Origin of the sequence: Streptomyces sp. NBC_01775 (genome assembly GCF_035917675.1) — a bacterium.
GTDB lineage: Bacteria > Actinomycetota > Actinomycetes > Streptomycetales > Streptomycetaceae > Streptomyces.
Window position 1 is genome coordinate 8,587,298 of record NZ_CP109104.1, and the last position, 14,222, is coordinate 8,601,519.

At 73.0% G+C, this 14,222-nt stretch carries 9 protein-coding genes; 5 read left to right on the top strand and 4 right to left on the bottom strand.

Going from position 1 to position 14,222, the window contains the following annotated elements:
• Positions 1–5: 5 nt before the first annotated feature.
• Together OHB04_RS37945 and OHB04_RS37950 are read left to right on the top strand one after the other, a co-directional pair.
• Positions 6–1,172 carry a thiolase domain-containing protein gene (locus OHB04_RS37945; RefSeq protein ID WP_326693094.1) on the top strand — a complete coding sequence of 389 codons (1,167 nt, stop codon included), beginning with the start codon at positions 6–8 and terminating at the stop codon, positions 1,170–1,172.
• A 200-nt stretch (positions 1,173–1,372) separates the two neighbouring features.
• Positions 1,373–1,591, top strand: coding sequence for a DUF397 domain-containing protein (locus tag OHB04_RS37950; RefSeq protein ID WP_326692173.1), 219 nt, complete (start codon positions 1,373–1,375; stop codon positions 1,589–1,591).
• Here the strand turns inward: OHB04_RS37950 and OHB04_RS37955 are convergent.
• Positions 1,584–3,977, bottom strand: coding sequence for a HelD family protein (locus OHB04_RS37955; RefSeq protein WP_326809240.1), 2,394 nt, complete (start codon positions 3,975–3,977; stop codon positions 1,584–1,586). The genes OHB04_RS37950 and OHB04_RS37955 overlap by 8 nt on opposite strands.
• A 191-nt stretch (positions 3,978–4,168) precedes the next feature.
• On the opposite strand from OHB04_RS37955, the gene OHB04_RS37960 reads away from it, so the two are divergent.
• Both OHB04_RS37960 and OHB04_RS37965 read left to right on the top strand, forming a co-directional pair.
• On the top strand, positions 4,169–6,235 hold the full coding sequence (locus OHB04_RS37960) for an AAA family ATPase (protein ID WP_326809241.1): 2,067 nt from the start codon (positions 4,169–4,171) through the stop codon (positions 6,233–6,235).
• Between the two features lie 250 nt (positions 6,236–6,485).
• Positions 6,486–6,983 (top strand): hypothetical protein, encoded by a 498-nt coding sequence (locus tag OHB04_RS37965; protein WP_326692176.1) that lies wholly within the window; start codon positions 6,486–6,488, stop codon positions 6,981–6,983.
• 197 nt (positions 6,984–7,180) lie between these two features.
• Here OHB04_RS37965 and OHB04_RS37970 read toward each other — a convergent pair whose 3' ends face one another.
• Complete coding sequence (locus OHB04_RS37970) at positions 7,181–9,202, bottom strand: N-acetylmuramoyl-L-alanine amidase (protein WP_442815049.1); 2,022 nt, start codon at positions 9,200–9,202, stop codon at positions 7,181–7,183.
• Between the two features lie 298 nt (positions 9,203–9,500).
• Positions 9,501–10,682 (bottom strand): aminoglycoside phosphotransferase family protein, encoded by a 1,182-nt coding sequence (locus tag OHB04_RS37975; RefSeq protein ID WP_326809242.1) that lies wholly within the window; start codon positions 10,680–10,682, stop codon positions 9,501–9,503.
• Between the two features lie 270 nt (positions 10,683–10,952).
• On the opposite strand from OHB04_RS37975, the gene OHB04_RS37980 reads away from it, so the two are divergent.
• Positions 10,953–12,497: a DNA-binding protein NsdB gene (locus tag OHB04_RS37980; RefSeq protein ID WP_326809243.1), complete on the top strand. Its 1,545-nt coding sequence runs from the start codon at positions 10,953–10,955 to the stop codon at positions 12,495–12,497.
• A gap of 90 nt (positions 12,498–12,587) precedes the next feature.
• Here OHB04_RS37980 and OHB04_RS37985 read toward each other — a convergent pair whose 3' ends face one another.
• Positions 12,588–14,183, bottom strand: coding sequence for a PP2C family protein-serine/threonine phosphatase (locus tag OHB04_RS37985; protein ID WP_326809244.1), 1,596 nt, complete (start codon positions 14,181–14,183; stop codon positions 12,588–12,590).
• Positions 14,184–14,222 lie beyond the last annotated feature (39 nt).

Consider the following 14,222-nt stretch of genomic DNA (forward strand, 5'->3'; position numbering starts at 1 on the left):
GCGCCGTGCACAAGGAACCGGTGGCCGTCGTCGGCGTCGGCCAGACCAAGCACGTGGCGGCCCGCCACGATGTCTCCCTCGCGGGACTGGTGCGGGAGGCCGCTGTACGGGCACTGGAGGACGCGGGCCTGACCTGGCCGGACGTCGACGCCGTCGTGATCGGCAAGGCGCCCGACTTCTTCGAGGGCGTCATGATGCCCGAGCTCTACCTGGCCGACGCGCTCGGCGCGGTCGGCAAGCCGATGCTGCGCGTGCACACCGCGGGCTCCGTCGGCGGCAGCACGGCACTGGTCGCCGCCAACCTCGTCGCCGCCCGCGTGCACCGCACCGTCCTCACCCTCGCCTTCGAAAAGCAGTCCGAGTCCAACGCCATGTGGGGGCTGTCCCTGCCCGTCCCGTTCCAGCAGCCGCTGCTGGCGGGCGCTGGCGGCTTCTTCGCGCCGCACGTACGCGCCTACATGCACCGCACCGGGGCGCCGGACCACATCGGATCCCTCGTCGCCTACAAGGACCGCCGCAACGCGCTGAAGAACCCGTACGCCCACCTCCACGAGAAGGACCTCACCCTGGAGAAGGTCCGCTCCTCACCCATGCTGTGGGATCCCATCCGCTACTCGGAGACCTGCCCCTCCTCCGACGGGGCCTGCGCCATGGTGCTCACCGACCGCGACGGCGCCCGCGGCGCGGCGGGGCGGCCCGCCTGGGTGCACGGCGGGGCGATGCGCAGCGAACCCACCCTGTTCGCCGGCAAGGACGCCGTCTCACCCCGCGCGGGCAGCGACTGCGCGGCCGACGTCTACCGCCAGGCCCGGATCACCGACCCGCGCCGGGAGATCGACGCGGTGGAGATGTACGTCCCCTTCTCCTGGTACGAGCCGATGTGGCTGGAGAACCTCGGTTTCGCCAAGGAGGGCGAGGGCTGGCGGATGACCGAGTCGGGCGCGACCGAACTGGACGGCGACCTGCCGGTCAACCCCTCCGGAGGGGTGCTGTCCACCAACCCCATCGGCGCCTCCGGCATGCTCCGCTTCGCCGAGGCGGCCCTCCAGGTGCGCGGCATGGCAGGCGAGCACCAGGTGGAGGGGGCGCGCAGAGCGCTCGGACACGCCTACGGAGGCGGCTCCCAGTTCTTCTCCATGTGGCTGGTCGCCGACACCCCGCCCGCCTCCTGACCCCCGCGCGCCGCACGACCCACCACACCGCCCCGTCACACCGCCCCACCACACCGCCCCACGACCGCCAGGCCCACCGGGGCCCGCCCCCGCGGCCCCGTGCTCCCGGCTCGTCCGTCTTACCCGGCTCCGCGGCCTGTCCGCGCGGGCACAGCCGTGGTTAGGGTGGCGCCGGGACGACGACCGGGAGGAGCACAGGAGTGGCCTACAGCACCACCGAGCAGCCGGAACTCGATCTGAGCCACGCGCAGTGGCAGTCGAGCAGCCGGGGTACGGGCGATGTGGAGATCGCCTTCGTAGAGGGCTTCGTCGCGATGCGGCACGGCCGCCAGCCCGACAAGCCCGCGCTCATCTTCGACCCCGGGGAGTGGCGCGCCTTCGTGCGTGGCGCGCGCGAAGGCGAGTTCGACCTCACATGAGCAGCCGCGCGACGCCGGTCGGTTCCCCCTCGTGGACCAGGGTGAGCCGGTGCGTGACACGGGTGACCGCCACATAGAGGTCGTGCCCGCCCCGGGGTGACCGGGCGGCGATGCCCACCGGGTCGGCGATCACGACCCGGTCGAACTCCAGCCCCTTCGCCTCCGTCACCGTCAGCACCGCCACCGGAGCATCAAGCGCCGCCACGCCGCCGCCGCGCACCGCCCGGACCCCGCCGGGCAGCGCGGTGGCCAGCGTGTCCGCCAGCCCGCCGGGAGCGATCAACGCGAGCTTCCCGCCGCCCTCTTCGCGCAGCCCCGCCAGCTCCTCGCCCACCGCGCGCACCGCCTCCTGGACGAGCGCCCCACGCGCCGCCCGCACGGTACGCGGTGCCGCCCCGCCCGTACGCACCGAGACGGGCGGCTCCAGGCCGGGCGCGACCTCGCCCAGCAGCCGAGCGGCCGGCTCCATCACCTCGGCCGGCGTGCGGTAGTTGACCGTCAGCGACTCCTCGCGCCAGCGCCCGCCGACGTAAGGGTCGAGCATCTGTCCCCACGAGCGGGCCCCCGCCGCGCTCCCCGTCTGCGCCACATCCCCGACCACCGTCATCGAACGTCCCGGCACCCGCCGCATCACCATCCGCCACGCCATGGCCGACAGCTCCTGTGCCTCGTCCACGATCACATGTCCGTACACCCAGCGCCGGTCGCCGGCGGCGCGGTCCGCCGTCGTCCGCACAGGGCCGGGATCGCGGTGCCGGTCCACCAGCGTGGCCACGTCCACGGGCCCTTCGCCGTCCGGCCCGTCCAGCCCGGTGAGCTGGAGCACCCCGCGCGCGTACTCCTCCTCCGCGCGCCGCTCCGCCGCCGCCGCGCGCGCCCGCACCCGTGCGGCCGAGTCGTCCTCGCCCAGCAGTTCCGCCGCCTCGTCCAGCAGCGGCACATCGCCCACCGTCCACGCCCGCGCCTCGTCGCGCGTCAGTACGGCCCGCTCCACCGCCTCCAGCAGCCCCTCGCCCGCCGTGCGCAGCAGCGCCTCGTCGGTAAGCAGCGCACCGATCAGCCGCTCGGGAGTCAGCAGTGGCCACAGCTCCTCCAGCGCCCGGCGCACCGGACGCCGACTCCACAGCTCGCCGGGTCCGTGGCGGAGTTCCTCCTCATCCAGAGGGCGGCCGTCCCGCCCCGCCCGTACGCGGACGAGCGCGGCCAGCAGGTCGGTCACATAGCGCTTCCGTGCCACGTTGTGGGGGGCTCCCAGCGCCTGCGCCCGCTCGCGTGCCCGTACACACACCTCCCGGGGCACCAGCAGCGTCTCCGTGCTGCCGGGGCGCGCCCCCTCCACGGTCACCCGCAGCCCGCCGGGGCCCGGGTCGCGCTGCTGCGCCCGCACCGCGCGCGCCACCACCTCCGCCATACGCGGATCGCCCTTGACGACGGCGGCCCGGGGCCCGTCCTCCGCCTCGGCGCGTACTCCCGGGAACAGCCCGCCCAGGGTGCTGAGCACCACATCGGTCTCGCCCAGCGAGGGCAGCACCTCGCTGATGTAGCGAAGGAACACCGCGTTGGGGCCGACGACCAGAACGCCCCTGCGTGCCAAGGTGCCGCGGTGGGTGTACAGCAGATACGCGGCGCGGTGCAGGGCCGCGACGGTCTTGCCCGTGCCGGGCCCTCCCTGGACGACCAGAACGCCGGGCAGCCCGGACCGGATCACCCGGTCCTGTTCGCCCTGGATGGTGGAGACGACGTCCGACATCCTGCCCGTTCGGCCCGACCGCAAGGACGCCAGCAGCGCCGCTTCACCCACCAGGGAGTGGCGGTCGTGCTCGGGGAGCCGCTCCAGGTCGAAGACCTCGTCGTCGAGTCCGGTGATCTCCCGCCCGGTGGCGTGCAGATGACGGCGGCGCAGTACGCCGCCGGGGGCAACGGGCGAGGCGGCGTAGAACGGCCGGGCCGCCGGAGCCCGCCAGTCCACCAGCAGGGATTCCAGATCGGGGCCGCGCAGGCCGATACGGCCGATGTAGTGGGTGGCCCGGGTGGGCGCGGCGGGCGCGACGCCCTCCGCGTGCGTGCCCTGCGCGTGCGTGCCGTCCCCGTGCGCGGTGTCGTGAGCCAGGTCGATCCTGCCGAAACACAGCCCGCTGTCGACGGAGTTGAGCTGCCCGAGGCAGCGGGCTCCCTCGACGGACGCGGCCTCCCGTTCCTCGTACGCCTGGGGTGTGCCCCCGTCCGCGCCGTGCAGGTTGGTCTCGGCGAGCCGCTTCTCGGCCAGCTCACGCTCCTCGTCCAGCCGCGCGTACAGCGTGTCCACGTACCGCTGTTCGGCATCGAGTGCCCTGGTCAGGGCCGCACGTCCGGAGGGGGATCTGCGGTCCTCTTGACTAGTTCCCATAGGGTTGATAGACTCCTCAACGGCTAGTCTTTGAGCTGAAGTTGATCGCTTCAAACCGTTGAGCGTACCACACGCATCCGGTCGTACAGCTGGCCCAGCCCCCGTCACCGCGAATCTCCGCACACCTCCCAGCGGCACCGCCCGTCGGCGTACGCTCTGCCACACCTGCCCGGAGGAGTGAGGACAAGGACGTGGCGCAGAGCGCGGGCCGCCCGGCCACGGGGAGCCGGGTGCTGCTGGAGCGGGAGGCCGAACTCGCCGCCGCCGCACGGAGTGTGGACCTGCTGTGCGGCCCTCGCGCCGGGCGGTTCGCGCGGGGTTCGAGCGGGTATGGAGCACGCCTCGAAGCGGGAGCGGGCGCGCATCCGGGGGCCGGAAGCGTCCTCGCCTTCACCGGCCCGTCCGGAGCGGGCAAGACGGCCCTGCTCCGGGAGACGGCACGGCGCGCGGCGGACGGCGGCTGCACCGTACTGACCGCCCAAGGACACGAGCAGGAGTTTGCCTTCCACCTCGTCAGGAGCCTCCTGCGGACCCTCTGCCAGGGCGCCCGGACGGCGGGGCCGGGCGAGCGCGGCCCCTGCTGCGATCTCCGCACGGCCCTGGGGCGTTGGTACGACATCGTCGCCCCGGCGCTCGGCACGGGGGAGGCCCACGGCGGCGCTGTCACCGGCTCCGCCCAGGCCCGTCCCGGCCCTGGCCCCGACCCCCAGGGCGTACGCGACGGACTCGACCGCCTCCTCGCGTACCTCGCCGCCCGGCATGCCCCGCTGGCCGTACTCGTCGACGACGCCCACTGGGCGGACCCCGCCTCCCTGGCCTGGCTCAACTCGGTGACGGCATCCGCCGCTCGGCTGCCCGTGCTGTTCGCACTCGCCTACGACCCGGACGAACTTCCGCCGTACGCCGACGGGTTGCGCGTGGTGACCGGGGCCCATGCCGCGCCGTACACGCTCGCACCCCTGAGCGAGGCCGCCGTGGGAGCCCTGACGGCCCGCACCCTGGGCGCCGCGCCCGACACCCCCTTCCGCGAGGAGTGCTGGTTCCTCACCGGCGGCAACCCCTTCGCCGTCACCGAACTACTGGCCCGCGCGCACGAGGACGAGCTCGGCCCGCACCAGAACTCCGTCCCCCGACTGCGCCGGCTCGCAGCCCCCGCCGACGGCGAGGACTTCCTCGACCGCCTGGAGAGCCTGGGCACCGCCTGCGTACGCCTCGCCTGGTCCACCGCCGTCCTGGCAGGCGAAGCCACCCTGCCCCTCGCCGCACGCGTCGCCGCGCTGGACGGCCGAGCCGCCCAGGAGGCCGCCGCGAAGCTGCGCGCCGCGCACGTGCTGCGGCCCGGCCGTCCGCTCCCCGGGCCCCGGGGAGCGGACGCGGGGGCCCGCAGCGAGCTGATCGCCGTCCCCGAGGCGGGACCCGGGGAGGCGGAAGTGCTGGAATTTGAGCGCCCTTCGCTCGGGCGTGCCGTCTACCGGGCCATTCCGGACAGTCTGCGCACCGCTCTGCACGGGCAGGCAGCCGCGGCCGTTGCCGGCGCCGGGCTGGGGCCCGCGGCAGCCGCTCGCCATCTGCTGGAGATTCACCCGGACGACGATCCGGCCGTCGTCGAACAGCTGCGGCGCGCCGCGCGGATCCACCTGCGGACGGGCGCGCCCGAGGCCGCGTACCGCTGTCTGGGCCGCGCGCTGCGCGAGCCTCCACCGCTGCGGGACCGTCCCGCTGTGCTGTTCGAACTGGGCTGCGCGGCGCTCCCCGTGACTCCCGCCGCCACCGTCAACCACCTGCGTGCCGCACTGGAGGAGCCGTACCTCGCCCCGGAGCTGCGCCTGCGTACCGTATGCCGGCTGGCCCAGGCGCTCGGGCGCACGGGGAGGGCGGATGAGGCGGTACGCACGCTGGAGGCCGAGGCCGAGGCCCTGGCCGAGACCCCAGGGCCTGGGCCAGGGCTGCGACTGGCGTTACACGCCGAGCTGTTCATGTGGCACGCCCTGAGTGCCGCCGAGGAGGGGGGCGCGGACGAGGAGCCCGGTGCGGCACGGGACCGGTCCCGCGCCCTGGCCCGGCTCGCCGAAAACCTGACACCGGAGGCCCGGCACGGCATGCCCGAGCGGCATCTTCGTGGCCTGCGGGCCTGGGACGCCCTCGTACGGGGCCGGCCGGCTGCCACGGTGCTGCACCACGCCGAGCGGGCGCGCGGCGACGGATTCTCCTGGACGGACGAGACGGGATCAGGCAGCCGCGCGCCCATGTGGAGGTGACCGTCGAGAGGGCAGGCGGGCGCGCAGCGGGTCACGAGGGCCGAGATGATCGGCTCGGCCCGGGGCGAGGCGGGTTCGATGCCGGCCGCGCGCGCCCGTGCGCGGGAGCAACCCACGCTGAGGGGCACAGGTGTGCACTGTGTGCCGCCATGGGCCCGCCCCAGGGCCCGAGCGGCACGCCGGAGGCGGGGTCCTCCCCGTACGGGGACTCTGACGCGGGTGCGGTGCGGTGGCCACGTACTATTGCGGCATGTCGTTCCTCCGCCGCCGCAGTGCTGCCGTGCCAGCGGGCCCGGACTTCGATGTCCTGGCCATGGACCCGTCCGACTGGCCCGGAAATCTGGGTGCCGGGCTGCTGCCGGCGCCCGACGGCACCTGTCAGGGCGTCTTCCTGCGGTACGACCTGTTCGGCGGACGCGGCCCAGCGATGATCATCGGCAATCTGCCGGAGGGCTCGCCCGCGCGGGAGGTCGGGGACGACCAGGTGCCCTTCGAGGTCGCCCAGCTGCTCGCAGCGCTGGAGAACGAGGAGCCGATCGAGGTCACCGGCACCGAGGACGACCCGGTGATGCACGAGGACAACCTCCTGATCGTGCGCCGTATCAAGCTGTCGGAAGACCGCATCTCCTGCGTGCAGTTCGACCGCAGCGACGGCGTCCTGGTCACCATCGCCAGCTGGGACCGGCCGATCACCAACGACCTCTACGCGCTGCTCAAGCCGCTGCCCGCCGAGATGTTCCAGCAGTGACCTCCTGACCCCCCTGACCCTTAGCGCAAGTCCTCCGTCGGCCTTCGGCGACGGTGTCACCGCTGCCGTACGCCACGAGGGCGGCGGCACTTCCGTGCTCACCGCCCTCGCCGGACGCACTCGCCTCCTCACCGCCGAGCGGTGACCAGTGCCGTGACCGGGCAAAGCTCGCCGGGAGGGGCACCAGCGCGTGGTGACTAGCGGGAGCTGATCACCCGCACATCCTCGGCCCGTACGAACGCCACGCGGTGCCCGAGCTGGATCTGGTAGTACGTCTGCTTGCCGCGGACCACCTGGAAGTTGCGGGCATCCGGGTCGAAGTCCACGGCGTACAGATACTCGCCCTTGGTCCTCAGCCCGGCCACATACCGCTGGCCCGCCAGAACCTTGTAGGGCAGCGGCGACAGCGCCTGGACGGGGACGTTCGCGGGGTAGGCCGCCTTCTCCGGGTAGGCGCGGCCGTAGACGGGGATCTCAGCATGGCCGGCTTTGGGGGTGATCGTGACGCCCTTGGCGGGTACGGCGGCCGGCTGCGAGGACGGGTTGTGGAACCACGCCTTCTGCCCCAGATACCAGATGGCCGTCCACTCGCCCTCGCGACCGGCCACCGCGTACTGCTGACCGGTGGTGGCGCGCGCTCCGGTGTCGTTCACGCCCGTGGTCGACGGCCCGGCGTCGGGCCGCAGCCCCACGTCCTTGACCAGCGGCGATGAAGCATCCGGTGCGGTGTGCAGCCGCACCGCCGCCGAGCCGTGCGCCGGGCACGGCTTGCCCGCGCTCTCGCACCCGGTGAACACCGGCTTGTTCTTCTCGTATCCGGGCCGGATGGTCACCACCCCGGAACCCTTACCGGCCCCCGGGGTGAAGGGCTTGCCCAGCAGCTTGAAATAGCGCTGCCAGTCCCAGTACGGGCCCGGATCCGTGTGCATGCCGGCAACCGTCGAGGCCGTCGTGCCCGGAACGTTGTCGTGCCCCAGGACGTGCTGGCGGTCCAGCGGAATGCCGTAGCGGTCGGACAGATACCTCACCAGCCGCGCCGAGCTGCGGTACATCGCCTCCGTGTACCACGCGTCCGGATCGGTGAGGAAGCCTTCGTGCTCCAAGCCGATCGACTTGGAGTTGACGTACCAGTTGCCCGCGTGCCAGGCCGCGTCCTTGTTCCGCACGTGCTGCGCCACATGCCCGTCCGAGGAGCGCAGCGTGTAGTTCCACGACACGTAGTCCGGGTCCTTGATCAGCTTCAGCGTCGTCTCGTACGAGCCCTCGGTGTCGTGCACCACGATGTAGTCGATCTTCTGCGAGGCGGGCCGCCGCGTCCTGTCGTGGTTGCCGTAGTCGAGCTGGCCCTGGTCGTTGGTGAACTGCTCGTAGGGCGCCGGGTACCACTCGCAGTCCACCGTGCGCGGACACTCGGCCCCGCCGTCGGCCTCCGGCGCCCGGGTGGCGGGCCGCTCGGCGCGCAGCTTCGGGCTCGACTTGAGCGTGACGGCCTCACCCGTGTCGGTGACGCGGCGCTCGCCCTTGCGCAGCACGTCGTAGACCTCGTCGGCGAACCCGGTGGCCGTCGGCCGTCCCTGGCCGCCGCCGGGGAACGCGGCGACCGCCTCGTACCAGTCGGCCGGATCGGCGCTCAGCGGGTGGCCGAGCCGCTTCTGGGCCGCGGCCAGCAGCGCGGCGCCGCCCGCTACGTTCGCGCCGACGGAGGAGCGCAGCTCGGCACGGGGCCTGCCGGTCAGCTCGGCGGCCCGCTCCAGCGTCCGCAGCCGGGCCGGCGGACTCTTCTCCTGGAGGGCTTCGAGGGCCTTGGCCGCCTTGGACGGGGCGGCCGTGCGCGCGGCACGCCGGGTGTCGCCCCGCGCGTCCTCCGTGTCCTCGTGCCCCGCGGAGCCGGAGTGGGCCAGCGCGGTGCGCGCGTCGGTGAGGTGCATCGGGCCGTAGCCGCCGGAGACACTGGGCGCCCCCTGGTGCGCATCCCAGCGCGACTGGAGGTACGAGACCCCCAGCAGCACGCTCTCCGGCACCCGATAGCGCTCGGCGGCGTCGGCGAACCGGCCCTGGAGCGAGGTCTCACCCGGCTGGTCGGCCGCCGCGTGGGTGCCCGCCGAGAGCAGCGGGACCATCAGCGCGGCCGTCGCCACACCGACAGCCGCCGAGCGTGCCGTGCGCCGGGCGGTGCGTCTGGCCGTGCGTCTGTTGGGGTCACGGAAGGATCCTGGCAAAGCCGCCTCCTCGGACTGTGCGCCGTGGGATCACGGGCGCGGGCAGTCCACAGACGTATCGGCTGGCCGACGATCCGTCAATCATCTCTGAGGCAGGGCAAGCCACACCTCTGAGGCGGAGGAAGCCGAATCTCCGGGGAAAGGGATGCCGCACGTCAGCACGGGAAGTCGCAGGTCGCACGGGCAGTCACACGTCGCACGTCGACGTCACACGTCGGTCCGCACTGCCCCGCCCCCGCCGAGCCCTCAGCCCTCGGCGGGGGCGGAATGTCACCGGCCCCGACCGGCGACGCCGGCCTCAGCGCGTACCGACCGCCGCCCGCACCGCACGGCGCGCCATCCCGCAGTCGTCGTGCAGCCGCCGCAGCAGGAGCCGCTGCTCCTCGCCCGTCGGTATCCCGCCGGCCTTGACCGCGGCGGCGGACTGCGCCGCGGTCTGCGGCGAGGCGTCCCGCATGGTGCGCTGCACCGCCGTCTCGTACGTCTTGATCTCCCGGGTGAGGACGAGCATCAGATTCACCAGAAAGGCGTCCCGGGCCGCGGGACCGGCCGCTTGGGCGAGCTGGCTGATCTGCCGCCGCGCCATCGGCGCGTCCCCCAGAACGGACCACAGCGTCGCCAGGTCGTACCCGGGCAAATACCAGCCCGCGTGCTCCCAGTCGACCAGCGAGGGGCCGGTGGGGCCCAGCATCACATTGGTCAGCAGCGCGTCTCCGTGACAGAACTGCCAGGACACGCTGCGCCTGCCGCCGGGGCCCGAGGGTTGTGCCAGGCCGTGGAGAAGCTTCTGAAGGTCGCCCAGATCCCGGTCGGTCAGCAGCCCCTGTTCGTGGAAGCGGGTGATGCGCGCCGGATAGTCGACCGGACGCTGGAAGAGCGACACCGGAGGCAACCACGAATTGATCCGCGTGAACGAGTCGATCACCGCCCGCAGATCGGCCCGCGGCGGTGCCTCGAACGGGTGACGCTGGGCGGCGGCCACCCGGCCCGGCACCCGCTCGATCACCAGCGTGCAGGCATCGGGGTCGGCCGCGATCAGGCGCGGCACCCGAACAGGGGGCCGGTGCCTGACGAAGGCACGGTAGGCGGCTATTTCGTGCCGGAAGCGCTCCGCCCACGCGGGGGAGTGGTCCAGCAGACACTTGGCGATGACGGTGTTACGGCCGGCCGTGCCCGCCAGCAGTACGGAGCGTCCCCGCCTGCGCAGCATCTGCGCGGGCGCGAAGTCCGGACAGATCCGGTGGATGGAGGCAATGGCGGTACGGAGCTGCACACCCTGAGGGCCGGACAAGTCCAGTCTCCCGCTGAGGGTTTGGGACACGGTGCCGTGCGCGCGCCGGGGCTGTCCGGTACCGGTGAGCGGACCGGCCGTACGGGACGGTCCGGGCGGCAGGACGGCGGGCCCCACGGTGTAGGGCTGCGCCGGGGGCGCCGCTCGGGGCCGGGGCTGCACGGACACGGGGGACGTTGCTGGATACATGGGTGAGCAGGATCCCTTCGTGTGCCGACGGGTTGGCCGCGCCTCCCCGGCCTCGCCCCCGTCCGCTCGCACGGGACGGAAGAGCCCTCCGCCGACCTGTGCACCCTGGGGAATGCGGGTCGGACAGAATGACCGGGGTGGCGCGTTCCTACAGGACACCCGGCGGCGGGTGGCACACCATCTGGCGAACCCTGGCGAACCCTGGCGAATGCTCGCCGGGCCGCTGCGCTGAAGTTACTGTCAACTCAGCCGAGAACCTGGGGGCTTGACGTGACAAAGGGACCCAACGCGCGCCTCGCGGACCTCTTCGGCCTCGCCGGCTGGTCAAAGGGCGAACTCGCCCGGCTGGTCAACCGGCAGGCGGCAGCGATGGGGCATCCGCAATTGGCGACGGACACCTCGCGTGTGCGGCGTTGGATCGAGACGGGGGAGACCCCGCGAGATCCGGTGCCGAAGGTGTTGGCCGCCCTGTTCACCGAGCGACTCGGCCGTGTCGTGACCATCGAGGACCTCGGGTTCAGCAGGCCAGGGCAAGCGGGGAGAGGCGAGCCCGCCGAGGGGTTGCCACTGCCGCCCGGGCAGGTTGCCGCGGTCCTCACCGAATTCACGGGAATGGACCTCATGCTCAACCGACGCGGCTTGGTGGGCGCGGGCGCCGCGCTCGCCGCAGGATCAGCACTCACCAGTGCAATGCACGACTGGCTCCAAACGGATCCGGCACGACTCTCCGCCACCAACACCCCAGGCGCCCCCGGCGAGCTGTCCCACGCGGGCCAGGCGTCCTTCGACCGTTACGAAGCGGCCCCGGTGGGGGCCCAGGAGATCGCGGCGTTGGAGCGCTCCGTGGAGGTCTTCCGGGCCTGGGACGCCGCACGCGGCGGCGGCCTCCAGCGCAAGGCCGTCGTGGGCCAGCTCAACGAGGTGGGGGGCATGCTCGCCTACCACCACCCCGAGCCGCTCCAGAACAGACTGTGGGGGGTGGCCGCCAACCTCGCGGTGCTCGCCGGCTGGATGTCGCACGACGTGGGCATGGAGCCCACGGCCCAGAAGTACTTCATCATCGCCGCCCACGCCGCCAGAGAGGGCGGTGACCGGCCGCGTGCGGGAGAGGCCCTCTCGCGTGCGGCGCGCCAGATGGTGCACCTGGGAAGGCCCGATGACGCACTCGATCTGGTGAAGCTCGCCCAGTCGGGCTCCGGAGACCGGGCGCTGCCCCGCACCCGCGCCATGCTCCACACCATCGAGGCCTGGGCACAGGCGTCTATGGGGCGCGGCCAGGCCATGCGGCGGACCCTCGGCAAGGCCGAAGAGCTGTTCGTCTCGGACAAGGGCGATGTGCCGCCGCCCAGTTGGATGCAGATGTTCGACGAGGCGGACCTGCACGGCATGCAAGCGCTCGCCTTCCGCACGCTCGCCGAGTACGAGCCGGTGGCGGCCAAGACGGCGGAGCGGCACGCCCGGCGGGCTCTGGCGCTGCGCGAGGACGGCCGGGAGCGCTCGCAGATCTTCGACTACATCTCGCTGGCCTCGGCCTACTTCATCTCCGACGACCCCGAGCAGGCCGACCGCTACGCCCGGCTCGCCCTGCTGTCCATCAACGAGAACTCCTCCCACCGCACCTGGGACCGGCTGCGCGAGATGTACCGCCTCACCGGGCAGTACGCGGGCTACCCCAAGATCGAGGATCTTCGCGAGGAGATCCAGGACGCGCTGCCCCGTGCGCCCAAGCCGTCCAGAAGCGGCAAGGGCCTCAAAGACCCCGGTGACATCCGGCGCTCAAGGAGCGGGGGCGTCAGGGGAATCAGGTCCGTATGAACCGAAGTCTCTGAAGGTCCACAGCCTCTGACGGTCCGCGGTCCCGGACGGTTCATGTGTTGTCCCGGGACGCCGGTGATGCCCGGCGGCCTACGGGGTGATGCGCGCGACCAGCACGCAGGCGTCGTCCTCGCGCTCCCTGTCGCCGAACTCCTCGGCGACAGCGCGTACGCATTCCTGTGCCGTGCGCGCGGAGGCGAACCGGGGCGCCAGACCGAGCAGCCGCTCCGCACCCGTGCGGGGCTCCTCGCCGTCGGGCTGAGGGCTCAACTGCGCGCTGCGGGGCGCCAGCCCGTCGGTGTGCAGCACCAGCAGGTCGCCCGGCTCCAGGCGCTCGGTGCGCTGTCCGTATGTGGCGCCCGAGGTGACGCCCAGCAGCACGCCCTCGGGCCTGTTCAGCACCTGCCCGGCGCCGTCGCGGAAGAGCAGCGGCGCCGGGTGGCCCGCCTGCGACCAGGTGAGACTGCGCGCGCGTGGTTCGTAGCGGCAGCACACGGCGCTGCCGAGCGCTGGCTGTGCCGCCGAGTCCAGCAGTTGGTTCAGATACCCCATCAGCGCGCCCGGCTCCACCCCGGCGACGGCCATGCCGCGCACGGCGCCCAGCAGCATCGCCATCCCGGAGGTGGCGGTGACTCCGTGCCCTGTCAGGTCGCCGGCCGTCAGCAGCATGGACCCGTCGGGCAGCTCCATAGCGTCGTACCAGTCGCCCCCGATCAGGGCTCCCGTGGCCGAGGGCAGATAGTGCGCGGCCAGATCCAGCGCACCGACGGCCTCGCCGTCGCCGTGCGGGAACCGCAAAGAGCCGCGCCACGGCGGCAGCACGGCTTCCTGGAGCTCCACGGCGACCCGGCGCTCGGTCTGCGCGATCTGGCGCTCGCGCTGGAGCGAGTCCCGGGTCTCGCTCACGGCACGCTCGCTGCGGCGCAGCTCGCTGACGTCCCGCAGCACCGCCCACATCGAAGCCGTCCCGCCGTCGTCGTCGAGCACGGGCTCGCCCACCATGTGCAGCGTCCGTACGGAGCCGTCGGGGCGCACCAGCCGGAACTCGCGGTCGATGGCCCTGCCGTCCACCAGGCAGTCGGTGAAGGCGGCGGCCAGCGCGGGCTGGTCCTCCGGCATCACCCACGAGGGCAGCTCGTCCAGGGAGAGCGGGCCGTCCTCCCTGGTCCTGCCGAAAATGGCGTACAGCTCCTCCGACCAGGTCACCTCGTCGTTCAGGAGGTTCCAGTCGGCGCTGCCGACCCGGCCCACCAGGGGAGAGGTCGTCGGCGTGCCCGCACGGGGGGTCGGCACCGCGCCGTAGGCGGCGCCCAGCGGTCCCTCCTGGACGGGGCCCAGGGGCTCCCCGTAGAGATCCGGCCCCAGGTGCTCGGCCTCCGGCGTGGGCGGCGCGAGAGGAGGGCCGTCCAGCCCCTGGAGCGATTCCGCGGGCAGCCCTTCGCGTAACTGATCGAGGTGGCTGCCGAGGTCGTCCAGCTGGTGCACGGCCAGCTCGCACAGCGCGCGCTGCCAGCGAAGGCGCAGGTCAGCCGCGCCCGGAGGGCCCTCGTCCGCCTCGCCTCCGGCACCCCGCCGCACCGCGTCGACGCCGCCGCGAAGCCTGCGTGTCTGCGTGATCAGGGCATCCAGCGCGCCGCGCTCGGGGGGCTGCGCGGCGGGTCGGTCCGCATGGAAGTGGGACGACATAGAGGCTCCCGTACGGGGTGAGGGACGATTACGACTTTC